The sequence below is a fragment of the Streptomyces microflavus genome, assembly GCF_014650075.1.
Lineage (GTDB): Bacteria > Actinomycetota > Actinomycetes > Streptomycetales > Streptomycetaceae > Streptomyces > Streptomyces microflavus.
Genome location: NZ_BMUG01000011.1, coordinates 236,993 through 261,538, shown reverse-complemented (window position 1 = coordinate 261,538; position 24,546 = coordinate 236,993). Strand labels below are relative to the sequence as shown.

Annotated in this window: 21 protein-coding genes; 4 read left to right on the top strand and 17 right to left on the bottom strand. The window is 72.5% G+C overall.

The features are described from left to right. Positions 1-68 precede the first annotated feature (68 nt). The 8 genes from IE264_RS29890 to infC all read right to left on the bottom strand — a co-directional run bounded on the left by IE264_RS29890 (position 69) and on the right by infC (position 9,408). The gene (locus IE264_RS29890) at positions 69-1,418 is read right to left on the bottom strand and encodes an NsdA family TPR-like regulatory protein (RefSeq protein WP_032758393.1); all 1,350 of its coding nucleotides are present in this window, start codon (positions 1,416-1,418) and stop codon (positions 69-71) included. Positions 1,419-1,833: 415 nt separating this feature from the next. After that, entirely contained in the window at positions 1,834-4,347 is a 2,514-nt protein-coding gene (gene pheT / locus IE264_RS29885; protein ID WP_032758392.1) for a phenylalanine--tRNA ligase subunit beta, read from the bottom strand. Beyond that, complete coding sequence (gene pheS, locus IE264_RS29880) at positions 4,347-5,486, bottom strand: phenylalanine--tRNA ligase subunit alpha (protein ID WP_015607467.1); 1,140 nt, start codon at positions 5,484-5,486, stop codon at positions 4,347-4,349. Before pheS ends, pheT begins: the two co-directional genes overlap by 1 nt. Before the next feature lie 144 nt (positions 5,487-5,630). Further along, the gene (locus IE264_RS29875; protein ID WP_032758391.1) at positions 5,631-6,809 is read right to left on the bottom strand and encodes a sensor histidine kinase; all 1,179 of its coding nucleotides are present in this window, start codon (positions 6,807-6,809) and stop codon (positions 5,631-5,633) included. Between the two features lie 172 nt (positions 6,810-6,981). Continuing rightward, on the bottom strand, positions 6,982-7,827 hold the full coding sequence (locus IE264_RS29870; protein WP_032758390.1) for a TrmH family RNA methyltransferase: 846 nt from the start codon (positions 7,825-7,827) through the stop codon (positions 6,982-6,984). A 114-nt stretch (positions 7,828-7,941) separates the two neighbouring features. Further along, complete coding sequence (gene rplT, locus IE264_RS29865) at positions 7,942-8,325, bottom strand: 50S ribosomal protein L20 (RefSeq protein ID WP_007457565.1); 384 nt, start codon at positions 8,323-8,325, stop codon at positions 7,942-7,944. Positions 8,326-8,432: 107 nt separating this feature from the next. Next, positions 8,433-8,627 carry a 50S ribosomal protein L35 gene (gene rpmI, locus IE264_RS29860; protein ID WP_003970213.1) on the bottom strand — a complete coding sequence of 65 codons (195 nt, stop codon included), beginning with the start codon at positions 8,625-8,627 and terminating at the stop codon, positions 8,433-8,435. Between the two features lie 121 nt (positions 8,628-8,748). Continuing rightward, positions 8,749-9,408: a translation initiation factor IF-3 gene (infC, locus tag IE264_RS29855; RefSeq protein WP_078618642.1), complete on the bottom strand. Its 660-nt coding sequence runs from the start codon at positions 9,406-9,408 to the stop codon at positions 8,749-8,751. A gap of 387 nt (positions 9,409-9,795) precedes the next feature. On the opposite strand from infC, the gene IE264_RS29850 reads away from it, so the two are divergent. After that, positions 9,796-10,158, top strand: coding sequence for a DUF1844 domain-containing protein (locus IE264_RS29850; protein ID WP_032758388.1), 363 nt, complete (start codon positions 9,796-9,798; stop codon positions 10,156-10,158). Between the two features lie 69 nt (positions 10,159-10,227). On the opposite strand, the gene IE264_RS29845 is transcribed toward IE264_RS29850, so the two are convergent. The 3 genes from IE264_RS29845 to IE264_RS29835 all read right to left on the bottom strand — a co-directional run bounded on the left by IE264_RS29845 (position 10,228) and on the right by IE264_RS29835 (position 13,094). Continuing rightward, complete coding sequence (locus tag IE264_RS29845; RefSeq protein WP_032758386.1) at positions 10,228-10,956, bottom strand: SseB family protein; 729 nt, start codon at positions 10,954-10,956, stop codon at positions 10,228-10,230. 75 nt (positions 10,957-11,031) lie between these two features. Continuing rightward, complete coding sequence (gene mycP, locus IE264_RS29840) at positions 11,032-12,213, bottom strand: type VII secretion-associated serine protease mycosin (RefSeq protein WP_032758384.1); 1,182 nt, start codon at positions 12,211-12,213, stop codon at positions 11,032-11,034. Further along, positions 12,210-13,094 (bottom strand): hypothetical protein, encoded by an 885-nt coding sequence (locus IE264_RS29835; protein WP_078657519.1) that lies wholly within the window; start codon positions 13,092-13,094, stop codon positions 12,210-12,212. The genes mycP and IE264_RS29835 overlap by 4 nt, the downstream gene beginning before the upstream one ends. Before the next feature lie 602 nt (positions 13,095-13,696). On the opposite strand from IE264_RS29835, the gene IE264_RS29830 reads away from it, so the two are divergent. Next, positions 13,697-14,899, top strand: coding sequence for an amino acid deaminase/aldolase (locus tag IE264_RS29830; protein WP_032758383.1), 1,203 nt, complete (start codon positions 13,697-13,699; stop codon positions 14,897-14,899). A gap of 18 nt (positions 14,900-14,917) precedes the next feature. On the opposite strand, the gene IE264_RS29825 is transcribed toward IE264_RS29830, so the two are convergent. After that, positions 14,918-15,871, bottom strand: a complete 954-nt coding sequence (locus IE264_RS29825) for a DUF2510 domain-containing protein (RefSeq protein ID WP_015607476.1) — start codon at positions 15,869-15,871, stop codon at positions 14,918-14,920. 53 nt (positions 15,872-15,924) lie between these two features. Continuing rightward, positions 15,925-16,872 (bottom strand): LysR family transcriptional regulator, encoded by a 948-nt coding sequence (locus IE264_RS29820; protein ID WP_015607477.1) that lies wholly within the window; start codon positions 16,870-16,872, stop codon positions 15,925-15,927. Between the two features lie 70 nt (positions 16,873-16,942). Here IE264_RS29820 and IE264_RS29815 point away from each other — a divergent pair, with 70 nt between their 5' ends. Beyond that, positions 16,943-18,124: a TDT family transporter gene (locus tag IE264_RS29815; protein ID WP_032758382.1), complete on the top strand. Its 1,182-nt coding sequence runs from the start codon at positions 16,943-16,945 to the stop codon at positions 18,122-18,124. On the opposite strand, the gene IE264_RS29810 is transcribed toward IE264_RS29815, so the two are convergent. The 4 genes from IE264_RS29810 to IE264_RS29795 all read right to left on the bottom strand — a co-directional run bounded on the left by IE264_RS29810 (position 18,063) and on the right by IE264_RS29795 (position 23,264). Continuing rightward, entirely contained in the window at positions 18,063-18,773 is a 711-nt protein-coding gene (locus IE264_RS29810) for a helical backbone metal receptor (protein WP_032758380.1), read from the bottom strand. The two genes, IE264_RS29815 and IE264_RS29810, sit on opposite strands and share 62 nt — an antisense overlap. A gap of 11 nt (positions 18,774-18,784) precedes the next feature. Further along, entirely contained in the window at positions 18,785-19,330 is a 546-nt protein-coding gene (locus IE264_RS29805; RefSeq protein ID WP_032758379.1) for a helix-turn-helix domain-containing protein, read from the bottom strand. Positions 19,331-19,492: 162 nt separating this feature from the next. Beyond that, positions 19,493-22,120: an ABC transporter permease/substrate binding protein gene (locus IE264_RS29800; RefSeq protein WP_032758378.1), complete on the bottom strand. Its 2,628-nt coding sequence runs from the start codon at positions 22,118-22,120 to the stop codon at positions 19,493-19,495. Further along, a complete protein-coding gene (locus IE264_RS29795) occupies positions 22,113-23,264 on the bottom strand; it encodes a quaternary amine ABC transporter ATP-binding protein (RefSeq protein ID WP_043971760.1) in 1,152 nt (383 codons plus the stop codon). The genes IE264_RS29800 and IE264_RS29795 overlap by 8 nt, the downstream gene beginning before the upstream one ends. 260 nt (positions 23,265-23,524) lie before the next feature. On the opposite strand from IE264_RS29795, the gene IE264_RS29790 reads away from it, so the two are divergent. Beyond that, positions 23,525-24,433, top strand: a complete 909-nt coding sequence (locus IE264_RS29790; protein WP_180288865.1) for a 5'-3' exonuclease — start codon at positions 23,525-23,527, stop codon at positions 24,431-24,433. Positions 24,434-24,546 lie beyond the last annotated feature (113 nt).

Here is a 24,546-nt window from a genome sequence, read left to right as displayed (position 1 = left end):
CATGTTGGTGGCAACATGCCAGCAGGGTCGGCCGCGAAGCGGAATGAACGGCGGGTGCGCGGCGGAGCTCACAGAGGCACGCGGAGCGCCCCGCCGATCAGATGGGCCGTCTGTACGGCATCGGCGCAGCCGCTCTCCGCGAGCTGCTGCCGGACCTCGCACAGCCGGTCGCGCAGCCGCCGGGACTCCATGCCCCGGGCCCGCTCGGCCATTTCGGCCGCCGTACCGGCCGCCCGGTCCGGCTCGCCCTGGAGCAGCTCGATATGGCTGAGCATGGCCAGGCGGTGCACGCGCCCCCGGTCGTGCGCCGGGGCGCGCACCGCGGAGGCCGCGTGCTCCCGTGCTGCGGGCAGATCCCCGAGGCTGAGCAGTGCCTCCGCCACCTGGACGTCGACCAGACCCGGCTGGACGTATCCGGTCTCGTCCGGCTCCCGTCCGGTGTGGATCCGGCCCGCCTGGGCCTCGGCCCGGCCGATGCAGGCCCGGGCGGCCGCCGCGTCGCCGAGGTGGGCGTACGCCTTGGCCTGCATGGCGTGCAGATCGGCGGCGAGCGCCGGGGTGATGTGGCCGCCCGAGGCCCGCAGCGCGGCCTCGGCGAAGGCGATGGAACGGCGGTGGTCGCCGAGGAAGAGCGACTGGGTGACGAGCAGGGCGATCACATAGCCGCCGAGCGCGCGGTCGCCGCTGGACTTGGCGAGCCGCAGGGCCTGGTGGAAGTAGCGCTGGGCGAGGCCGTGGGCGTCGGAGTCGTACGCGCAGATACCGGCGACCGCCACCAGTGCCGCCGTCGCCCGGTGCAGCCTGCGGCCGAGTGCGTCGCTGTGGCCGCCACGCAGCAGGGGCGCGGCCTCGGCGTTGAGGAAGCGGACGATCCGGGGTCTGGTCGCGATGCCGCCCGCCTTGCGGTACATCTGCTCGTAGTGGTCGCGCGCGGACCGGAGGGTCTCTATGTCGGCCGAGCTGACCAGGGCGGGGCCCGGGCGGGAGACGTCGGTGTCCTCCGGCGGGTTCTCCCACTCCCAGACCGGCATCACCGCCGTCGTGCCGGTGACGGCGGGCACGGTGGCCAGGTGGGGGCGCTGCTGTTCGTCGGAGCGCCAGAGCGCGGTGGCCCGCTCGACGAAGCCGGAGAGGGAGGCGCTGCGCGGTGCGGTCCCGGTGTCGTGGCCGCCGGAGATGCCCATGCCCACGTCGTCCAGTGCGACCGGGCGCCCCAGCCGGCCGCCCAGCACCTCGCAGATGAGGTCCGGCACCTGACCGCGCGGACGCTGCCCCTTGAGCCAGCGGGAGACCGCGGTGTGTTCGTACCGCAGGCTCAGGCCGCGGGCCCGGCCCGCCCGGTTGATGTGACCGGCGAGCCCCGCCCGGGACATCCCGGCCTCGTCGATCAGGGATTCGAGCAGGACATTCGGCTCCATCGTCCCCCCAGTGCGTGTCGCAATGAGCCTAGTGGAGCACGATTCACACGGGGTGTGAACGGAATGCCCGAACCCTCCTGCTGTGCACTCTGCCGCGCACCACCGGGGCTCGGTTGAATGAGCTCCTCGCAAGAGGCGGCCGGGTCGTCGGCTCCCCCTCGTAACGGTTGACGACCCGCACCCGCGTCCGTCCGCACCGCCGGCCTGCCCGACACTCCGTGGCCGTGCGGACGGGCGCAGGATCGCACGACCCACTGCCCAACGACGAAGGAGGGTGGCTGCGGGTCGGGGCCGGAACCGCGCTTCCTCCCGGTTCCGTGTCCGGTCCGCGTGCGGTCCCTCCGCCGCCCGGCGGGACAAGAAGAAGGGGCGTATCCGGTGGCCGGATACGCCCCTTCTCCACGCTCCGGGGGTGCTACGCCCCGCGCAGCACCGCGCCCGTGCGCTCGGCGGCCAGGGCCACCGCGCTGTCCCGGGCGGCCGAGGCCTCCTCGACGGTCAGCGTGCGGTCGGCGGCGCGGAAGCGCAGCGCGTACGCCAGGGACTTGTTGCCCCCGCCGATCTGCTCGCCGGTGAAGACGTCGAACAGCCGCAGCGATTCGAGGAGTTCACCCGCGCCCTCGCGCAGCGCCCGCTCCACGTCGGCGGCCGGGACGTCCCCGGCGACGACGAGCGCGACGTCCTGGGTCGCCACCGGGAAGGTGGAGATCCGGGGTGCCTGGAGCGCTCCGTCGACGGCCTTCTCCAGGACGTCCAGCTCGACCTCGGCGGCGCAGGTCCGCTCGGGCAGGTGGAGCGCCTTGATGACGCGCGGGTGGAGTTCGCCCGCGTGTCCGAAGAGGGTCTCCTCGCCGTTCACGGTGACGTACAGCGCGGCGCAGCGGCCCGGGTGCCACGGGGCGTGCTGATCGGCGCGGACGATGACCTCCACACCGGCCTCGGCGGCGATGGACCGGGCCGCCTCGACGGCGTCCGCCCAGGTCGCCGGGGTGCCCTTGCCCCACCAGCCGGCCTGCTCACGGGCGCCCGCGAGGACGACGGCGGCGCGGCGCGGCTGACGCGGCAGGGCCGCGTCGAGACCGGCGATCTCCTCGTCGGTGGGCCGGCGGTCGACCGGGAGGCGGACGGCGGGCGTCTCCTCGCCGGTGGGCCGGAAGACCAGACCGGTCTCGAAGAGCGCCAGGTCGTGGCTGCCGCGGCCGTCGTTGCGCCGCAGTGCGCCGAGGAGGCCCGGCAGCAGCGTGGTGCGAAGCGCCGGCTCCTCGTCGGAGATCGGGTTGACGAGCTTCACCGTACGGCGGCGCTCGTCGTCCTTGTCCAGGCCGAGCTGGTCCAGGACCGCGTCACCGATGAACGGGTAGCTCAGCGCCTCGACGTAACCGGCTCCGGCCAGCACCCGGCCGATGCGGCGGTGCAGCCGCTGGCGGTCGGTGAGACCGCGGCCGGAGGGGGGCGTCGGCAGGGTGGAGGGCAGGTTCTCGTAGCCCTCAAGCCGGATGACCTCTTCGGCCAGGTCGTTCGGCTCGCCCAGGTCGGGCCGCCAGGACGGGACGGTGACGATCAGCTCGTCCTGCCCGTAGACGTCGCAGCCGACCTCCTGGAGGCGGCGGACGACGGTCTCGCGGCCGTACTCCACACCGGCCACCCGGTCGGGGTGGTTCGCCGGCATGGCGATGGTCCGGGGCGCGTGGGGCGAGGTGATCTCGGTGACCCCGGCCTCGGCGGTGCCGCCCGCGAGGAGGACCAGCAGGTCCACCGTGCGCTGCGCGGCAGCGGCGGCGGCCTGCGGGTCGACGCCCCGCTCGAAGCGCTTGGACGCCTCGGAGGACAGCTTGTGGCGGCGCGCGGTGCGGGCGATCGAGATCGCGTCGAAGTGCGCGGCCTCGATGACGACCTCGGTGGTGAGCGCGTGCTCGCCGTCCGCGTCGGCGATCTCGGTGTTGGCACCGCCCATGACGCCCGCGAGTCCGATCGGCCCGCGGTTGTCGGTGATGACGAGGTCCTCGGCGTCCAGCACGCGCACGGTGCCGTCCAGCGTGGTGAGCTTCTCGCCCTGCGTGGCGCGGCGCACACCGATCGGCCCGTCGACCCGGGTGCGGTCGTAGGCGTGCAGCGGCTGGCCGAGCTCCAGCATCACGTAGTTCGTGATGTCGACGGCCAGCGAGATCGGCCGCATCCCGGCCTTCTGCAGACGGCGCTGCATCCAGATCGGGGAGCGGGCCTCGGGCTGGAGACCGGTGACGGTGCGCGCGGTGAAGCGGTCGCAGCCGATCGGGTCCGAGATCTTGACCGGGTAGCCGTACGCGTTGGGCGCGGGCACGTCCAGGAGCGCCGGGTCGCGCAGCGGCAGCCCGTACGCGGTGGCGGTCTCGCGGGCGACACCGCGCATCGACAGGCAGTAGCCGCGGTCCGGGGTGACGGCGATGTCGAGGACCTCGTCGACGAGCTGGAGCAGCTCGATCGCGTCGGTGCCGACCTCGTGCTCCGGCGGCAGCACGATGATGCCGTGCGTTCCGTCGTCGCCCATGCCGAGCTCGTCGGTGGAACAGATCATGCCGTGCGAGGTCTTGCCGTACGTCTTGCGGGCGGCGATCGCGAAGTCGCCGGGCAGGACCGCGCCCGGGAGGACCACGACGACCTTGTCGCCGACCGAGAAGTTACGGGCGCCGCAGACGATCTCCTGCGGTTCGCCGGTGCCGTTGGCGGTGCCGACGTCGACCGTGCAGAAGCGGATGGGCTTCTTGAACCCCTCCAGCTCCTCGATGGTCAGGACCTTGCCGACGACCAGGGGGCCCTTGAGGCCCGCACCGATCTGCTCGACGGTCTCGACCTCGAGGCCGACGGAGACGAGCTTGGCCTGTACGTCACGGCCGGTCTCCGTCGCCGGCAGGTCGACGTACTCCCGCAGCCAGGAAAGCGGGACGCGCATCAGATCTCCATCCCGAACGGCCGGGTGAACCGGACGTCACCCTCGACCATGTCTCTCATGTCTTCGACGTTGTGGCGGAACATCAGCATCCGTTCGATGCCGAACCCGAAGGCGAATCCGCTGTACTTCTTGGGGTCGACACCGCAGGCGGTGAGCACCTTGGGGTTGACCATGCCGCAGCCGCCGAGCTCGATCCAGCCCTCGCTGCCGCAGGTGCGGCAGGGGCGGTCCGGGTTGCCGACGGACTCGCCGCGGCAGACGTAGCAGACCATGTCCATCTCGGCGGACGGCTCGGTGAACGGGAAGAAGTTCGGCCGCAGCCGGGTCTTCATGTCCGGTCCGAAGAGCGCCTGGACCATGTGGTCGAGGGTGCCCTTGAGGTCGGCCATGGTGAGGCCCTCGTCGACGGCGAGCAGCTCGATCTGGTGGAAGACCGGGGTGTGCGTGGCGTCCAGCTCGTCGGTGCGGTAGACCCGGCCGGGGCAGACCACGTAGACGGGGGGCTTGCGCTCCAGGAGCGAGCGGGCCTGGACCGGGGAGGTGTGCGTACGCAGCACGACGCCGGACTCGTCGCCCTCGGTCGCCTTCCCGTCGGGCGTGGTGCCCTGGACGAAGAAGGTGTCCTGCATCTGGCGGGCCGGGTGGTCGGGCACGAAGTTCAGGGCGTCGAAGTTGAACCACTCCGCCTCGACCTCGGGGCCCTCGGCGATCTCGTAGCCCATGGCCACGAAGACGTCCGCGACGCGCTCCATGATGGTCGTCAGCGGGTGGCGGGCGCCGGCCGGGATGCGGTCGTAGGGCAGCGTGACATCCACGGCCTCCTCGACGAGCACCCGGGCGTCGCGCTCGGCCTCCAGCTCGGCCTGGCGGGCGGCCAGTGCCTTGGAGACGGCGCCGCGGGCCTGGCCCACGCGCTTGCCCGCCTCGGCCTTGGCCTGCGGGGGCAGGGCGCCGATCTCGCGGTTGGCGAGCGACAGGGGCGAGGTGCCTCCGGTGTGCGCGGTCTTCGCCTGGGCGAGCGCGTCGAGGTCGCCGGCGGCGGCGAAGGCGGCGAGCGCCTCGTCCCGCATGCGCTCGATCTCTTCCGGTTTCAGTGCCTCGACCTCGACTGGGTCGTACGACTTGTTCGGTGCCGACATCTCTTCCCGTGCTTCCGATTGGCTGATACTGCGCTGAACCGGGGAGAACCCCGGACCCCGTGACCCCGCTCGACGGCTGGAGGACGCAAAGGTGCCAAAGGTCGAGTCTAAAGGCCGCGGGACGGTCGGGCGCCCGTGGGCCGCTCACACCAGGTAGGCGGGCATGCTCACGGGCAGAATAAATCGGAACTCGGCCCCGCCGCCGGGCCCCCGGCCGACGGTGATGGTGCCGCCGTGCGCCTCGACGATGCCCTTGACGATGTACAGGCCCAGCCCGGTGCCGCCGCGCTTGCTCCCCCGCCAGAAGCGGGTGAAGACACGGCCCATCGACTCCTCGGGGATGCCGGGGCCTTCGTCGCTCACGGTGACAGCCGTTCCCATCTCGTCGCTCGTCCCCGGCGCGGGTGCGGGGGCGATCTCCATGGTGACGGTTCCCTCGCCGTGACGCACCGCGTTTTCCAGGAGGTTCCCGAGGATCTGGTCGATCTTGTCGGGATCGGCCCACAGGTCGGGCAGCGGCCCCCGGGCGCGGACCCGGAAGCGGTCGGGGTCCTGGCCGCCCGCGATGAGGGCCTGGATGTGGCGGGCGACGGCGGCGGAGATGTCGACGGGCTGGCGGCGCAGCTCCAGCCGGCCGGAGTCGATCCGGGAGATGTCGAGCAGCTCGGCGATGAGCCGGGTGACCCGGCCGGCGTCGGCGTCGACGGTCTCCAGCATCAGCCGCTTCTGGTCGTCGGTGAACCGTTCCCACTTGGCGAGCAGGGTGGCGGTGAACCCTTTGACGGAGGTCAGCGGGGAGCGCAGCTCGTGGGCGACGGTGGCGATCAGCTCGGCGTGGCTGCGTTCGGTACGCCGGCGGGCCTCGGTGCCGCGCAGCGAGACGACCACCCGGCGCACCGGGCCGAGCGGGTGCTCGCGTACGTAACGGGCGGAGACCAGCACCTCACGGCCGCCGGGCAGCAGCAGGTTCCGCTCGGGCTGGCCGTTACGGGTGGCGAGGCCGCCGTACGGGTCGGTCAGCGTCCACCAGCGCTTCCCCTTGAGGTCCTCCAGCGGGAGGGCCACGTCGAGGGGGCGGCCGATCGCCTCGGCGCCGGGGGTGGCGGTGATGCGGGCGGCGGCGGCGTTGAAGCAGATGACCCGGCCGCTCCCGTCGGCGACGACGAGCCCGTCGGGAAGGTCGTCGGGGTCGATCCCGGTGGAGAGGGCGTCCAGGTGTCCGGTGCCGGTGGTGTCCGGAGCGGCCGTTTCCCCTCCCCGGTCCTCGCCCGCGGCGCGCGCGGCGGTGTGCGCCGGTCCCGGCGAGCTCATGCCGACAGCCATTCTCCCGTATCCCCACCTCTCGAACCGGTGCAGTGGGCCCCCGAGTTCGTCACCCTACTAGCCGTCGGCGAACCCGCGACACCCTGTGGGGGCGCGCGGTGGGAGTGCGCCGGTGGGCGGGAAAGCGGAATGGCCGGGACCGATCGGTGACGGGCCGTCGGAAGGCCCGGAGTTACGCCCCGGAGGCGCGGCGCGGGCGCTGGGCGCGGGCGGAGGCGTAGAGGCAGACGGCGGCGGCGGTGGCCAGGTTGAGGCTCTCCGCCCTGCCGTGGATCGGGACCCGGACGACGGCGTCGGCGAGGGCGCGGGTCTCCTCGGGCAGGCCCCAGGCCTCGTTGCCGAAGACCCAGGCGGTGGGCCCGCCCATGGTGCCCGCGTCCAGCTCGTCGTCCAGGTCGTCGGACCCGGCCCCGTCGGCGGCGAGAATGCGCACCCCGGCGTCCCGGAGCCCCTGCACGGCCTGCTCGACGGGGACGCCGACGGCGACGGGCAGGTGGAAGAGCGAACCCACGGACGCCCGTACGGACTTGGGGTTGTACAGGTCCACCGAGGCGTCGGTCAGCACCACGGCGTCCGCGCCGGCGGCGTCGGCGCAGCGCAGTACCGTACCGGCGTTCCCGGGGTCGCGGACGTTGGCCAGAACGGCCACCAGGGTGGGCTTCGCGTCCAGGATCTCCTGGAACGGGGAGTCCAGGAACCGGCAGACGCCGATGAGGCCCTGCGGGGTGACGGTCTGCGAGACGTCGGCGAGGACGTCGTCGCCGGCCAGGTGGACCCGGGCGCCCGCCGTGTGGGCGGCGTCGATGATGTCGGCGTACCGGTCGGCGGCCTCGGGGGTGGCGAACAGCTCGATGAGCGTCGGCTCGCCGTCACCGCCCCGGTGGGCGGCGGCCTCGCGTACGGCCTGGGGCCCCTCGGCGATGAACCTGCGCTCCTTGCCGCGGAAGTTGCGGCGGGCCAGCCGGCGGGCGGCGGCGACGCGCGGGGAGCGCGGGGAGATCAGTTCGGGGATGCCCATGGTCGGCGGCGAGCCTCTCTGCGTACGGCGGTGGGATTCAGCGGCAACGCACCGGACCCGCAGACGGCGTGCGCCTGCGGGTCCGGTTCACGTACCTGGAAGGTGGTGCCTGGATCAGGCGGCCTTCGGGGCGTTGACGTCGCTCGGGAGGGCCTTCTGAGCGACCTCGACGAGAGCGGCGAACGCGTTGGCGTCGTTGACCGCGAGCTCGGCCAGGATCTTGCGGTCCACCTCGATGTTGGCGGCCTTCAGACCCTGGATGAGGCGGTTGTACGTCATGCCGTTCTGGCGGGCAGCGGCGTTGATGCGCTGGATCCACAGCTGACGGAAGTCGCCCTTGCGCTTCTTGCGGTCGTTGTAGTTGTAGACCAGGGAGTGGGTGACCTGCTCCTTGGCCTTGCGGTACAGGCGCGAACGCTGCCCGCGGTAGCCCTTGGCCGCCTCGAGGATTGCCCGGCGCTTCTTGTGGGCGTTGACTGCCCGCTTGACGCGTGCCACTTGTTAACTCCTTGTAGCGGGGCCGTGGGTGTCTTCACACGGCCCGGAAACGAATTGGTCCCGGTGTGATCGAGGTCGTGCCCCCGGAACGGACCGGGGGCCGAGCCTCACTTGCCGAGAAGCTTCTTGATCTTCTTGGCGTCGGCCGGAGCCACGACGACCGTGCCGGTCAGCGAGCGGGTCTTCTTGGACGACTTGTGCTCGAGCAGGTGGCGCTTGCCGGCCCTCTCGCGGAGCACCTTGCCGGAGCCGGTGATCTTGAAGCGCTTGCTGGCACCGCTGTGCGTCTTGTTCTTCGGCATCGCGCCGTTCTCTCCTCGTCAGTGGCGCCCCTCGCGGTGCTGGGCACCGGACTGCAGGGGCGTCAGATCTCTATGGGATTCCGGGGGGACCCGGGGGCGCCTGGATGGCAGCCCCCGAAGGTCACGCCTCGGAAGGTGTCTCGGCCGGAGCCTCGACCGCTTCGGCCGGAGCCTCGGCGGTGTCATCCTCGGACGGTGCGTCGGTCGTGCCCTGACGCTCCGCCTTGCGGGCGGCCTGGGCCTCGCGGGCCTCGGCCATGGCTTCGGTCTTCTTCTTGTGCGGGCCCAGAACCATGATCATGTTCCGGCCGTCCTGCTTCGGGTTGGACTCGATGAAGCCCAGGTCCTCCACGTCCGAAGCGAGACGCTGGAGCAGTCGGAAGCCCAGCTCGGGGCGGGACTGCTCACGACCACGGAACATGATCGTGATCTTGACCTTGTCGCCCTGCTTGAGGAACCGGACGACGTGACCCTTCTTGGTGTCATAGTCGTGCGGGTCGATCTTCGGCCGGAGCTTCATCTCCTTGATGACCGTGTGCGCCTGGTTCTTGCGCGCTTCACGGGCCTTCATGGCCGACTCGTACTTGAACTTCCCGTAGTCCATGAGCTTGCACACGGGCGGACGGGCTGTCGCCGCCACCTCGACCAGGTCGAGGTCATACTCCTGTGCGAGTTCCAGGGCCTTGGCAAGCGGAACAATCCCGACCTGCTCACCGCTGGGACCGACAAGTCGGACCTCGGGAACGCGAATCCGGTCGTTGATGCGGGGCTCGGCGCTGATGGATCCTCCTCGGTAGCACCACGCGACCGCCTGGCGGACAGCCGCGTTACGTGTGTGACGTCAAGACCAACCGAGCCGGAACGGCAAAAATGCCCCGGACGGGACACAGGCGGGGCTCCTGGAAATACCGGAGCACCGCCGCGGTCAACCGCGGGGCGCATCGAGCGGCTCCATCGTCCGTACGGAACGATGGGGACCGCCTGACCGGTGACCCGCCGTCCGTGAGGACAGTCGGGTGGGAGATCGGAGCCTCCACTTGTGGGCCGAGCACATAGGTGTCCGGCCGGTCGTTACACAAGGTTAGCAGCCCGCTCGCGGAGGCGCTAATCCGCGGCCCGCGCGACTCCCGCGGACAGGACGGCCGCTCCCTGGCCTTATCGTGTGGGCATGAGTGACGCGACCCCCAGCACTGAGAATCCCGGCTTCGACGCCATGGCCCGCGACATCGCGGAGGTCCCGGCCGTCGAGGTGATCGTGACGGTCGCCGTCAACCTGATGAGCGCCGCCGCTGTGAAGCTCGGCCTCACCGAGGAGGGCGAGGAGCACAAGGACCTCGACGAGGCCCGCAAGCTGGTCCAGGCGCTGGCCGGACTGCTGGACGCGAGCACCACGGAGATCAGCACCTTCCACGCGTCCCCGCTGCGCGACGGCCTCAAGTCCCTCCAGCTCGCCTTCCGCGAGGCCTCGCTGGTGCCGGACGAGCCCGGCCAGGGTCCCGGCGAGAAGTACACGGGCCCGGTCTACGGCTAGACACCTTCCTCGTACGTACGAGAGCCCGCCTCCCCCTCGTCGGGGCGGCGGGCTCTCGCATGTCCGGGCTCAGCGGCTGAACAGCGGCTCCCCCGGTGCGGCCGCCCCGGCCGGCAGCAGCGCCAGGTCCAGTCCGCCGACCAGCCGGGCCCTCAGGGCCTCGCTGCCGGAGAGCGCCTCGGCGACCCGGCGGGCCGCCTCGGCGGGAGCGGCGTCCGGGGCGAGGACGAGGGCGAGGGTGCCGTCCGCCGGGCCCGGCCCGAGGTGGGCGCGGAGCACGGCGGGCTCGGCGGCGACGACCTCCCGTACCGCGTCGATCACCGCGGGGTCCTGGAGCGGGTCGGTGCTGGTGCGGTTCTCCGCCAGGGCCAGGAGCGTCTGGCCGGTCAGCTCGAAGGCGACGGGCCCGGCGAGGTCCAGCACCACGGTGTCGGCCTTCTCGTGCGCGGCGGCCTGGAGGGCCTGGTGCAGCGGTACGGCGACGGGGCGCGCCTCGGGGTCCCAGCGGGCCAGCGACTCGGTCGAGGTGAAGGCGGGCAGCGCACGCCGGTCGCCCGCCTGGAGGGTGGGGACGGCCATGTCGCTGGTCTTTTCGCGCCGCAAGCCCTTCTCGTCCTCCTCGACCTCGCCGAGGACGGCGACGACGGGGACCAGGAGCCGGGCCTCCCTGAGGGCCGCGAGGACCGGGCCGACGGCGGTGCGGTCCCGCGACCAGGCGTCGAGTGCACCGGTCAGGGCGGGAGAGGCCGAGCCGTCGTCGTCGGAGAAACCGGAGTCCGGGATGTTCTTGAGCGCCACGGGACGAGCGTAGTGCCTGGGCGTGGGGCCCTCGGCCGCCGGGTGGGGCGGGGGCCGGCCCGGTGCGGTGGAGTCTCAGCGGCGGCCGGGGGCGTTGCGGCCGCGCCACAGGACGACGGCCGCTGCCAGCAGGGCCGCGCCGAGGCCGCCCGCGAGCGGGGCCGCCCAGTTGACCGGGTCGTCGTCGGCGGGCGGCGGGGTGGGGCCGGGGCCGAAGTACTTCTTGCGGTGGCCGGCCGTGGCGGCCTGGGCGCTGAGGTCCCCGGGGCGGAGCCGGGAGCCCCCTTCGATGGCCTCCGCCGGGTCGACGATGCCGTACCCCCTGGCGTCGTCGCGCCCCTCGGTGGGGGCGTCGCGGGCGGTGTCCGCGAGCAGCTTCTTGATCTGGGCGGGGTCGAGGCCGGGGTGGGCCGCCCGGACCAGGGCGACGGCACCGGAGACGAAGGCGGCGGCGGCAGAGGTGCCCCACTCGATGTAGTAGTGGCCGTCCGGGTTGGCGACGACGATGTCCACGCCGGGGGCACTGACGGTGGCGTACCAGCGGCGGGTGGAGAAGGAGGCGTGTGTGCCGTACTCGTCGACGGCGGCGACCGCGATCACGCCCGGGTAGGCGGCCGGGTAGGAGATCCGGTCCCCCTTCTCGCCGCCGTTGCCCGCCGAGGCGACCACGGAGATGCCCTTGGACAGGGCGTACTGGATGGCGGAGTCCTCGCCGGGGTCCGGGTGGGCGGACTCGCTGTCGTCGCCCAGGGAGAGGTTGATGACGTCGGCGCCGTTGTCGGCGGCCCAGCGGATGCCCTGGGCGAGCGCGGTGCCCCGGGTCTTGCGGGCCTTGGCGCGGGCCGGGTCCTTGGATTCCAGGATCACCCGGACGGGGAGGATCCTGGCCTCGGGCGCGATGCCGAGGATGCCGTCGGCGCGGTCCGGTCCGCTGCCGCGTCCGGCGATGATCCCGGCCATCGCGGTGCCGTGCAGGGCCCAGGAGGAGTCGCCCCGGGTGGCGCCGAAGCCGACGAGGTCCTTGCCGGGGAGCACCTGGCCCACGAGGTCGGGGTGGGAGCCGTCGACCCCGGTGTCCAGCACCGCGACGGTGATGCCCCGGCCCTGGGTGGTCTGCCAGGCACGGTCGGTGTGCATCGCCGCCAGGGCCCACTGCTGGTCGCGGATGGCGTCCGCGTGGGCGGGGACGGGGGTGAGCGCGAGGACGGCGGCGGCGCAGACCGCGGCGAGGGCGCGGTGGGGTCGTCGTCGGGTCATTCGGGCGGCTCCACGAGATCGGTGACGGTCGTGCGCACCCCTCGCTCCACGCGGTCCGCGATGCCCTTCGCCTCGTGGCCGAGCCCGGCCTGGGCGATGTCCGTGGTGGCGGGTGTCTCCAGCGCCGCCTCGGCGGGCTGCGGCTCGTCGACGGTGCGCGCGTCGGCGAAGCCGGAGACGGCGAAGACGACGACGGGGATCTCGGTGAGCGGCCGCACGGTCCAGCTGGCGCGCTGACGGTCGCCGAACCCGGCGGCGAGGGTGCCCTCGGGGGCGTACGTACGTGGCATCAGGTCCTTGCGCGCGGCGAGCTTCTGCTCGGCGAACCGGGTGCTGAGGGCCTGCATCCCCGCGGCGTCCGTCTCGGTGACGACCATGCCGACGGTGGTGACGGCGGAGCGGGTCGCGTCGGTGTAGGTGGCCCGCACCATCCGCTCGCAGCCGACGGACCGGAGGGTGGTGCGCAGCAGCGGGTCGAGCCCCTTGGAGCAGTCGCTGTCGGCGGCGACGGCGAGCCGGGTCCAGTTGCGGTTCGTACCGCCGGGTCCGGCCCCGGTGCCCTTGAGCGTGCGCGGGAAGAGCGTGTCGACGGGGACGCTGTGCCAGACGGTACGGCCGGCGGTGTACGGGGTCCGGGTGGGTTCGGCGGAGGAGTCGCCGGTCAGCCAGGCCCCGGTGGCCGCACCGCCGATCAGCCCGAGGCCGAGGACGACACAGGCGGCGGCAGCGGCGCCCCGCCACCGCTGCCGGGGCGGGACCGGGCGGAGCCGGGTGGTGGTCTCCGCGGGGGTCTCGGGGTAGCCGTAGCGGGCCGGTACCCGGTACGCGCCCGGGGGCGGCGGGACGGCCCCCGGCGCGGGCGTCAGGTCGACGGCCCCCACGGGCCTGCGCCGGGTGGTGAAGGCGGCGGGCGGCCCGGAACCGGGGTGCGTGGGGTACGGGGCGGTGGCGGGCGCGGCCGCCGGCGGTACGGGGCCGGGCGGTGCGGGCGCCGACGGGGCCGCGGGGGCCGCCGTGTTCGGTGGTACGGGTGGGGCGGGGGGCGCCTGGGAGGTGCGCGGGGCCGCCGGGGCGGACCGTGCCTGTGGGGCAGCCTGTGCGGATGCGGCGCCGGATGCCTGCGGGGCTCTCGGTGCCTGCGGGGCGACCGATGTCTGTGGGGCGCTCGATGTCTGTGGGGCGCTCGAAGCGTGCGGGGCGGCCGCGGCGCGAGGCGTCGACGCAGATGGCGGGGGTGTCTGTGACGGTGGTGTCGTCGGGCGGGGCGGCACAGGAGCGCGCTGCGCTTCGGTACTCATCCGGCCCCCTGGTTCACGTCCCCGTACCGACCACGGATCACCGCCACCGTCAGGCGCGTTGGTGCTCGCGTGCCCGTCACTCTACGGGCTGCGGACGCACGGCGGGGAACGGGACGCCCGGCCTCGGCGGATCTGCCCCGAACGTCCCCTACCCAGCCGTAGCGCCTCTCTGGCAAGCTGCGGCCATGACTGCCCGCACCGCTGACCGGACCCGGTACGACCGGGCCACCGCCCATCTCGACGGACCGATCGCGATCGTCGATCTGGACGCCTTCGATGCCAACGCCGACGCCCTGGTGGCCCGGGCGGGCGGGAAGCCGATCCGGGTCGCGAGCAAGTCCGTGCGGTGCCGGACCCTGCTGGAGCGGGTCCTCCAGCGGCCCGGGTTCGCCGGGATCATGTCGTACACGCTGGCGGAGTCGCTCTGGCTGGCGCGGGCCGGGGCCAGGGACGTCCTGCTCGCCTACCCGTCGGCCGACCGGGGCGGCTTCGCCGAGCTGGCCGCCGAACCGAAGCTGGCCGCCGCGGTGACGGTGATGGTGGACGACCACTCCCAGCTGGAGCTGATCGACGCCTCCCGGGCCGGCGGGCAGGAGGAGATCCGGGTCTGCCTGGAGCTCGACACCTCGCTCCGGCTGCTGGGCGGCCGGGTCCGTATCGGGGCGCTGCGTTCACCGCTGCGCTCCCCCGCCCAGCTCGCCGAGCTGGCCCGCTCGGTGGCTCGCAGGCCGGGCTTCAAGCTGGTGGGGCTGATGGCGTACGAGGGGCACATCGCCGGGGTCGGCGACTCACTGGTGGGACGGCCGCTGCGGTCCCGGGCGATCCGGCTGATGCAGGCCACCGCCCGCAAGGAGCTGGCGGCCCGGCGGGCCGAGGTGGTGCGGGCGGTCCGCGCGGTCGCCCCGGACCTGGAGTTCGTGAACGGCGGCGGCACCGGCAGCGTGCAGCACACGGCGGCCGAGGCCGCGGTGACGGAGATCGCGGCGGGATCGGGGCTGTACGTGCCCCGCCTCTTCGACAACTACACGTCGTTCACCGCCCGCCCGGCGGCCCTGTTCGCGCAGCCCGTGGTGCGCCGGCCCGGCGTGGGCGTGGTGACGGTGCTCGGCGGCGGCTACCCGGCATCCGGCGCGGCCGGAGCGGACCGCTCACCGGTTCCGTACCTCCCGGAAGGGCTGCGCTACGACCCGCAGGAAGGCGCGGGCGAGGTCCAGACGCCGCTGCTGGGTTCCCCCGCCGACGATCTGCTGATCGGTGACAAGGTCTGGTTCCGGCACGCCAAGGCCGGGGAGCTGTGCGAGCGCTTCGACGCGCTGCAGCTGATCGAGGGCGACCGGATCACGGCGACCGTTCCGACGTACCGGGGCGAGGGGAAGACCTTCCTCTGACACCCGGCGTGACGTGGCTCAGGGGCCGATCGACGCGCCCACGCCGCCGCTGGTGGCGCTGTCCCCGATCGGGCGGATCGACCGGGTGATCGTGTCCATCAGCGAGACCGGCAGCTCCGGCCGGTCCGCGTCGAAGGCGAGCCGGACGATCACCGGCGTGCCGCTGCCCGTCTCCGAGGGGAAGGCCACGGACTGCACCACCCCGCCGGGGCCCTTCGCGGTGACGACCTGCCAGCGCACCAGGTGGCCGGTGCGTCCGGCCACGGTCACCGGCCCCGCCTTGAGCACCTTGTGGGACGTGATGCCGCCGTGGGTGCGCTGCCCGAGGATGTCCTCCTCGTAGGCCCGGTCGGCGGCGGCGGTGATGTCGGCCTCCGCGACGGCCTTGGGGTCGCTCCGGCCGGCCCTGGCGGTACGGGTGGAGACGGTGCCCCGGTAGCAGAAGGACGCGGCGGTGCCGGGGCAGTCGTAGGAGACGGCGGTACGGATGGTGGGGGCGTCGTCGGGGGTGTTCTTCGCCTTCTCCCAGCCGTCGGGCACCGCCAGCGTGATGCCGTTGAGCTGGTCGACGAGGACGGCGGGGTCGCCGTCCGGGCCGCCTTCGCCGGAGGGCGTGGCGGAGGCCGAGGCGGTGGCGGGTGCGGTGGGGGCCGGGTCGGAGGTGCTCGGTGCCGGGGCCGTTCGCGTACCGCTGTCGTCGGGGCCCAGCAGGAGGAAGGCGGCGGTGGCCGCGCCCAGGACCAGCAGGCCCGAGAGCGCGATGGCCAGGACTCGCGTACGGCCGCCGCCCCGGGCGGGCGGGGGTGGCACCGGGGGCCCGAACGACTGGGGCGCGTACGGCTGTCGCACCGGCTCGTGCTGTACGACGGCGGGCGGGCGGGTGTGCGCGGTCCAGGCCGTGCCGTCCCACCAGCGCTCGGTGCCGGGTGTCCCCGCGTCCGGGTACCAGCCGGGCGGTGTCGCGAAGCTCATGGAGCCACTCTAGGCGGCGTCCACAGCGTGTCCGAAGCGGTTACCCGGCGCGGTTACGGGGCGGAGGTCACCGGGTCCCGGCCGGTGCGGGAGAGCAGGTCGCGGGCCGGTCCGGTGGGGCGGTGGCCCGCCGGCCAGACGGCCCGGAGCTGGCGGCGCAGCCGTACACCGGCGACCGGGATCTTGACCAGGCGGCGGGACGACAGCTCCTCGCCGAGGGCCAGTTCGCTCAGGACGCAGGGTCCGGCGCCGCTCTCGGCCGCACCCTTCACGGCGGTCGTGGAGGAGAGTTCCAGCAGGGGCTGGGCGAGGCCGCCGTGGACGGCGAGGGCCGCGTCCAGGACCTGCCGGGTGCCGGAACCGCGCTCGCGCAGGATCAGCGGGGTGGCGGCCAGTTCACCGGGGAGCAGCGGGGTGCGGCGACGGGCCCACGGGTGGCTGGGGGCGACCACGACGACGAGGCGGTCGTGGGCGATGACGGTGCCGTCCAGGCCCTCCGGTATCGACAGGCCCTCGACGAAGCCCAGATCGGCCTCGCCGGTGACCAGGCGGCGGGCGACGTCCGCCGAGTTGCCGACGAGCAGCGAGACGGCCGTGTCCGGGCGCTCCGCGCGCAGGGCGATCAGCCAGCCGGGCAGCAGGTACTCGGCGATCGTCATGCTGGCCGCGACCCGCAGCCGGGAGTCCCGCCGGTCGCGCAGCGCCTGGGCCCCCGCGTCGAACGACTCGGCGGCCTCCACCACCCGGCGCGCCCAGTCGGTGACGAGCGCGCCCGCGTCGGTCAGCCGGGAGCCGCGCGGGGAGCGGTCGAGCAGGGCGACGCCGAGCTGCCGTTCCATGGAGCGGATGCGGCTGGAGGCGGCGGGCTGGGTGATGCCGACGTCCTTGGCGGCCCGTCCGAGGCTGCCGTGCCGGGCGACGGCGAGCAGCAGCTCCAGCGCTCCGAGGTCGGGGACCCGGTGGGAGAGGGGGGCGCGGGGGGCTCGGTCGTCGTTGGGCATAAAGCCAGCTTATGACCTCATAGGAACGGGGTCCCTGGTGGGCGGCGGCGGGCGCGCGAAGAATCGTGGCATGGCCATCTTTCCGCAGACCCGGACCGCCGCTCTCCTCCCCCGCCCCGCAGCCGGGTGGACGGACACGCGGCCGGTCGTGCGGCGGCTGCCGTCCCTGCGGCACATCGGCCCGAACTGGTACGCGAGCGTCATGGGCACCGCGATCGTCGCGAGCGCCGGGGTGGCGCTCCCGGTGGACGTGCCCGGGCTGCGTGCCGCGTGCACGGTGGTGTGGGCGCTGTCGGCCGTGCTGCTCGCCGCCGTCCTCGCCGCCCGCGCCGGCCACTGGCTCCACCACCGCGACCAGGCCCGCGCCCACCTCCTGGATCCGGCCGTCGCCCCCTTCTACGGGTGCCTGGCCATGGCGCTGCTCGCGGTCGGCGGGGCCACGCTGACCGTGGGCGTGGACGTCGTCGGCGTACGGGCCGCTCTCGCCGTGGATGTGGTGCTGTTCGTCGCGGGGACGGCGATCGGTCTGGTGGCCGCCGTCGTGGTCCCGTACCTGATGGTCGTACGCCACCGTCCCGCGCCCGGGACCGCTTCGCCGGTCTGGCTGCTGCCGCTGGTCGCCCCGATGGTCTCGGCCTCTCAGGGCGCGCTGCTGGTGCCCCACGTGGCGGCCGGGCAGGGGCGGGAGGCGCTGCTGCTGGCCTGCTACGCGATGTTCGGGCTCTCCCTGCTGGCCACGCTGGTGGTGCTGCCGCTCGTCTTCGCCCGGCTGGTCCACCAGGGGCCGCTGCCGCTCGCGCTGACCCCGACGCTGTTCCTGGTGCTGGGGCCGCTGGGCCAGTCGACGACCGCCGTCAATCAGCTGGCCGACGCGGCTCCGGGAGCGGTCGCGGGGCCCTATGCCTCGGCGTTCGGTGCGTTCGCGGTGCTCTATGGGGTGCCTGTGATGGGCTTCGCGCTGCTGTGGCTGGCGCTGGCCGGGGCGATGGTCATAAGGGCGACGCGTGACGGTATGGGTTTCGCGATGACGTGGTGGGCGTTCACGTTCCCTGTGGGTACGTGTGTGACGGGGGCGGCCGGGCTGGCCCGGCACACCGGGCTGGACGCCCTGACCTGGCTGGCCGTGGCCCTGTACGCGTTCCTGGTGGTGGCGTGGGCGGTGGCCGGGGCGCGGACCGTGCGCGGGGTGGTCAGCGGAGCGCTGACGGCAGCTCCCGTGCCGCCTGCAGCAGCGACGGCCCGTACCAGGTGAGCAGGCGGCCGTCGACGAGGGCCGCGGGCAGTCCGGGGAAGGCCTCGGGCCCGTCGTCGGTGGTGAAGCGGTAGGGCTCGTCGGGCAGCACGACCAGCTCGGCGCCGGACCCGTTCAGCTCGGCGAGCGGGATGCGCGGGTAGCGCTCGGCATGGTCCGCGTAGACGTTGCACACCCCGAGGCGGGCCAGCAGATCACCGGCGAAGGTGTCGCTGCCGAGCACCATCCAGGGCCTGCGCCAGATCGGCACGATCGCGGGGCGCGGGCTCCCGGACGGGGCGGGCAGCGCGGCCCAGGCGGCCTCGGCCTCGTCCAGCCAGCGGGGGCGGGGCAGACCGCAGCCGGTGGTGAGGACCCGGTCCAGTTCGGTGAAGGCCTGGTCCAGGGTGCGGATCTCGGTGACCAGGACGTCGATCCCGGCCTGGCGGAGGGCGGCGAGGTCGGGGGCGCGGTTCTCCTCCTCGTTGGCGATCACCAGATCCGGGGCGAGGGCGGTGATCGCGGCCACGTCCGGGTTCTTGGTGCCGCCGATCCGGGCGGCGGTGAGGCCGGCGGGGTGCGTGCACCAGTCGGTGACCCCGGTGAGCAGCCCGGGGGCGGTGGCGGCGACGGCCTCGGTGAGGGAGGGGACCAGGGAGACGACGCGCATGGGCCCGGCTCTCAGCGGCGGGAGTCGTACGTGGCGTCGATGTGCTCGGCGACCGCGACGAGCAGCAGCCGGGTGCCGGGCAGGGTGGCCCGCCAGCGGTGCCGTACGCCGCCGGAGAGAAACAGGGTGTCGCCGCGCTCCAGCCGGTACGCCTGGCCCTCGGCCTCGACCTCGGCGGCGCCCTCGACAACGTACATCAGTTCGTCGTTGCGGTGCTGGAACTCGCGCCCGAGGTCCTGCTCGCCGGTGAACTCCAGGGCGCTGAGCTGGTGGCGCCCTCGCACCACCCGGCGTACGCCGTCGCCGTCCTCACCCCGTACGACATCGACCGCGCGCGCCGAGTCGGCGGCGGCCCGCAGCCGTGAGGTGGTGGTCTCCAGGGCCTCGGCGACCCGGTCGAGGGAGCGGGCGCTGGGGCGGGCGCGCTCGTTCTCGATCTGGCTGAGGAAGGGCACGGAGAGCCCGCTGCGCTCGGCGACCACGGCCAGCGTGAGGCCCAGGGTGCGGCGCCGACGGCGGACCGCGGCACCCACGCGCGGTGTGTCCTTGTCGTCCATGTCCGGGCTCCCTCCCGCCTCAGCCATCCTCCCGGCTGCCAGCACCTTACGCACATGGTTGCGCGAGACGTCCGGTAATCGGCCCCCGGACAGCCGGAAGGGGTGGGCCCCGCCCGACGGCGGCACCCACCCCTCACCTGCGCTTTTCCGGTCCTGGATGCCCTACTGGGGTGCCAGGGTGTCCGCGATGCCGGGATTTTCGTCCATCCAGGCCTTCACGGCTTCCTCCTCGTGACCCGCGCCGTGCTTCTGGATCTCGTTCTCCAGACCGCCGAGCTGCTTCTCGGTCAGCTCGAAGTCCTTGAACCACTTCGTCAGCTGCGGGTACTGCTCGGGGAACGCCTTGGAGGCGATGGTGTGCAGCCGGTCGCCGTCACCGAACGCCTTCTTCGGGTCCTTCAGCTTGGTCATGCCGTACTCGTTGTACGCCCAGTGCGGGGTCCAGAGCAGGACGGCGACGGGCTCCTTCTTGGCGTACGCCCGCTTCAGCTCGGCGAGCATGCCGGGTGTGGAGGAGTCCAGGACCTTGTACTCCTTGTCCAGGCCGTACTGCGGCAGGACGTTCTTCTTGAGGTTCTCCATGGTCGCGGTGCCGGGCTCGATGCCGACGATCCGGCCCTTGAAGTCGGAGCCCTTGCCCTTGAGGTCGTCGAGGGTCTTGACGTCCTTGACGTAGTCGGGGACCGCGACCTCGATGGAGGTCGGCCCGTACCAGGAGCCGATGTCCGTCAGCTTGTCGCCGTACTTGTCCCAGTAGTTCTTCTGGGTGTACGGCAGCCAGCCGTCGAACTGCACGTCGATCTGGCCGCGTGACATGGCGGCGTACATCGGACCGACCTCGAACTGCTTGAGATTGATCTTGTAGCCGCGCTCCTCCAGGACCGCCTTCCACAGGTACGTGGCGGCGATGTCCTCCTCCCAGGGGAACCAGGCGACCTCCAGGGCACGGTCACGCTCGTCCTTGCCCCCGGGGGCGGCCTCGGCGCCCTTCGGGGCGGGGGACCACTTCTCGGCGACGCCCGGGTTGGCCTTCAGCCAGGTGCGGACGGCCTCCTGCTCCTTGCCGGAGCCGGCCTTCTGGATCTCGGCCTCAAGGCTGGTGAGCTGCTTCTCGCTCATCTTGAAGTCCTGGAGCCACTTGGCGACCACGGGGTTCTCGGCGGAGAAGCCCTTGCGCGCCAGGGTGTGGACGCCGTCGCCCTCGCCCCAGAGTTTCTTGGGGTCCTTGAGCTTGGTGAGGTCGTACTCGTTGTACGCCCAGTGCGGCGACCAGAGCGGAACGACGATCGGTTCCTTCTTGGCGTACGCGCGCTTCAGCTCGGCCAGCATGGACGGCGTGGAGCCGTCGATGAGCTTGTACTCCTTGTCCAGGCCGTAGCCCGGCAGGAGCTTGTCCTTGAGCAGGCCCATCTCACCGGCGCTCGGCTCGATGCCGACGATCCGGCCCTTGAACTCGGAGGCCCGGCCCTTCAGGTCGTCCATCGACTGGACGTCCTTCATGTACGCGGGGACGGCGAGCTCCAGCGAGGTGGGCTCGTACCAGGCGCCGAGGTCCTCAAGGCGGTCCTGGTACTTCTCCCAGTAGCTGGCGTGGGTGGTCGGGAGCCAGGAGTCGGTCTGGAAGTCGATCTGCCCGTTGGCCATGCCGGTGTAGAGCGAGCCGGCCTCGTACTGCTTGACGTCGACCTCGTAGCCGCGCTGTTCCAGCATCTCCTTCCAGAGGAAGGTGGAGGCGATGCCCTCGTCCCACGGGATGTAGCCGATGGAGACCTTCTTGCCGTCGCCGACCTGCGCGTCCGCGCCGGACGCGGTGTCCTTGGCGGAGCCGCCGAAGATGCCCATGCCGCCCGCGACGAGCGCGAGGGCCACGATGCCGGCGACCGCGACGACGGGCTGCGGACGGTAGGTCCAGATCTTCCAGCCCTCGGCCGAGGCCTGGACCTTGGCGGCCGCGCGGCGGGCCAGCGGGGAGACCTCGCGGCCGAGCGCGCCGGTCATCCGGTCCAGGTACATGGCGAGGATGACGATGGAGATGCCCGCCTCGAAGCCGAGACCGACGTCGATGTTGCCGATGGCGCGGTAGACGGAGCCACCGAGGCCGCCGCCGCCGACCATGCCCGCGATGACGACCATGGACAGGCCCAGCATGATGACCTGGTTGATGCCCGCCATGATCGTGGGCAGCGCGAGCGGCAGCTGGACGCGGAGGAGGGTGTTGCGCGAGGTGGTGCCGAAGGCCTCGGCCGCCTCGACGAGTTCGCCGTCGACCTGGCGGATGCCGAGTTCGGTCATCCGGACGCCCGGGGGCAGCGCGAAGATGATGGTGGCGATGATGCCGGGGACCACGCCGACGCCGAAGAAGATGACGCCGGGGATCAGGTAGACCATGGCGGGCATGGTCTGCATGAAGTCGAGGACCGGCCGGACCACCGCGCTGACGGTCTTGGACCGGGAGGCCCAGATGCCGAGCGGGACGGCGATGACCAGCGTGACGAGGGTCGCGACGAGCACCAGGGTGAGGGTGTCCATCGCCTCGGCCCACAGCTCGACGGAGTCGATGAGGGCGAAGCCGACGAAGGCCAGCAGCCCGGCCGGAAGCCCGCGCAGCCACCAGGCGATGACCGCGACGATGCCCGCGAAGAGGAGCGGGTGGGGGGCGGAGAGTACGGCGGCTATGCCGTCGAACATGCCACTGACGACGGAGCTGATCGCGTCGAAGAGCCAGGCGAGGTGGGTCTGGAGCCAGTCGACGGCGGAGTCGACCCAGTCACCGAGAGGGAGCCTAAACACTGGCCACCTTCTTCACGGCATCGTTGTCGGAGAGCGTCCTGGACGGCGCCTCGGAGTCCTTCATGGTCTCCGTGGGCGTCATCGGGTCGCCGAGCACGGCAAGGAGCCGGGAGCTCGGGACGACGCCGACGAGCTTGCCCTTGGAGTCGGTGACGGCCACCGGGTCCCCGCTCTGCGAGCAGGGGGTGAACAGCTCGATGATCGGCGTGGACTCCGAGACCGTGGCGGGGGCCGCCGCGATGACGTCCTGCGGGGTGCGCAGTTCCTTGCCGTCCTTCGTGGTGGAGCCCATGACGGTGTGCGGTTCGGCCATGATGGCGCCCGCGGTGAGCACCCGGGAGCGGTCGACGTCCTGGGTGAAGGAGGCGACGTAGTCGTTGGCCGGGGTGACGAGGATGTCCTCGGCGGTGCCGAGCTGGACGATCTTCCCGTCGCGCATCACGGCGATCCGGTCGCCCAGGCGCATGGCCTCGTTGAGGTCGTGGGTGATGAAGACGATGGTCTTCTTCAGCCGCTTCTGGAGCTCCAGGAGCTGGTCCTGCATGTCGCGCCGGATCAGCGGGTCGAGCGCGCTGAAGGACTCGTCCATGAGGAGCAGGTCGGCGTCGGTGGCGAGCGCGCGGGCGAGGCCGACGCGCTGCTGCATACCGCCGGACAGCTCGTCGGGCCAGGAATTCTCCCAGCCGGCGAGGCCGGTGAGCTCCAGCGCCTCGGTGGCACGCCTGATCCGCTCGGAACGGGGTACACCCTGGACCTCAAGGCCGTACGCGGCGTTGTCCAGGACGCTTCGGTGAGGGAAGAGCGCGAAGTGCTGGAAGACCATACTGATCTTGGAGGAGCGCACATGGCGCAGCTCGCGGGGGCTCAGGGCCGTCAGGTCCTGGTCGTCGAAGAGCACGCGTCCGGCGGTGGGTTCGAGCAGCCCGTTGAGCATCCGCAGCAGCGTGGACTTGCCCGAACCGGACAGTCCCATGACGACGAAGATCTGGCCCGGTTCCACCGTGAAGGAGGCGTCGATCACCGCTGCGGTCGTTCCTTCGGCGCGGAGTTCGTCGCGGTCGGTGCCGCTCTCCAGCTTTCGGACGGCTTGATCGGGTCGTCGGCCGAACACTTTGTACAAGTTCTCGGCTTGCAGCCTGGACACATACACCTCACGGGTTGAACCGAAAAACGGTCTGCCACCCCCGCCAGCAGACCGTGGAGCGGTGCGGGTTCGGTCCGCATGGCACGTGCACTAGTTGAAAAAGCGACGTGGTCCGCTCCGGTGGCGCGCCTGCCCGTACTTACACAGCCCAAACACAACAGTGATCCAGGTCACGGGCAGGGCTGTTTCCGGTCACCGGGAGCCATCGACGGCGACTGTCAGTGGTGTGGGGCATCATCGGTTCCGTGACGCGACGCCTGATGCTCCTCGACACCGCCTCCCTCTACTTCCGCGCCTATTTCGGCGTCCCCGACTCGGTGCGCGCGCCGGACGGGACCCCGGTCAACGCCGCGCGCGGACTCCTCGACTTCATCGCCCGCCTGGTGCAGGACCACCGGCCGGACGATCTGGTGGCCTGCTGGGACAACGACTGGCGCCCGCAGTGGCGGGTGGACCTGATCCCTACGTACAAGGCGCACCGGGTGGCCGTGGAGACGCCCGCGGGGCAGACCGACGAGGAGGAGATCCCCGACACGCTCTCCCCGCAGGTCCCGATCATCGAGGACGTGCTGGCCGCGCTCGGGATCGCCCGGATCGGCGTCACGCCGTACGAGGCGGACGACGTGATCGGCACGCTCACCGCCCGCGCGACCGGGCCGGTGGACATTGTGACCGGCGACCGCGACCTCTATCAGCTGGTCGACGACGCCCGTCAGGTGCGGGTGCTCTATCCGCTCAAGGGCGTCGGCACGCTCCAGATGACGGACGAGGCGTGGCTCCGCGAGAAGTACGGGGTGGACGGCGCGGGCTATGTCGACCTGGCCCTGCTCCGCGGCGACCCGAGCGACGGCCTCCCGGGCGTGCCCGGCATCGGCGAGAAGACGGCCGCGAAGCTGCTGGACGCCTACGGGGACGTGGCCGGGATCATGGCGGCGGTGGACGACCCGGCCGCGAAGCTGACCCCTTCGCAGCGCAAGCGGCTGGACGAGGCGCGGGACTACGTGGCGGTCGCACCGAAGGTCGTGCGGGTGGCCCAGGACGTGCCGCTGCCCGACTTCGACCCGGCGCTGCCGCGTGAGCCGCGCGATCCGGCCGCGCTGGAAGCGCTTGCGGACCAGTGGGGGCTGGGCGGGGCGCTTCAGCGGCTCCTCACCACTCTTCAGGCCTGAGGTGTTAACTTAGGCATACCTAAGTCATCGGGGCCGGAGGTGTACCGGGCCCGGTGCGCCGATATGTACGCCGCACCGGCACGTCCACCCGACGTGCGTGCCCGTACGTCGAA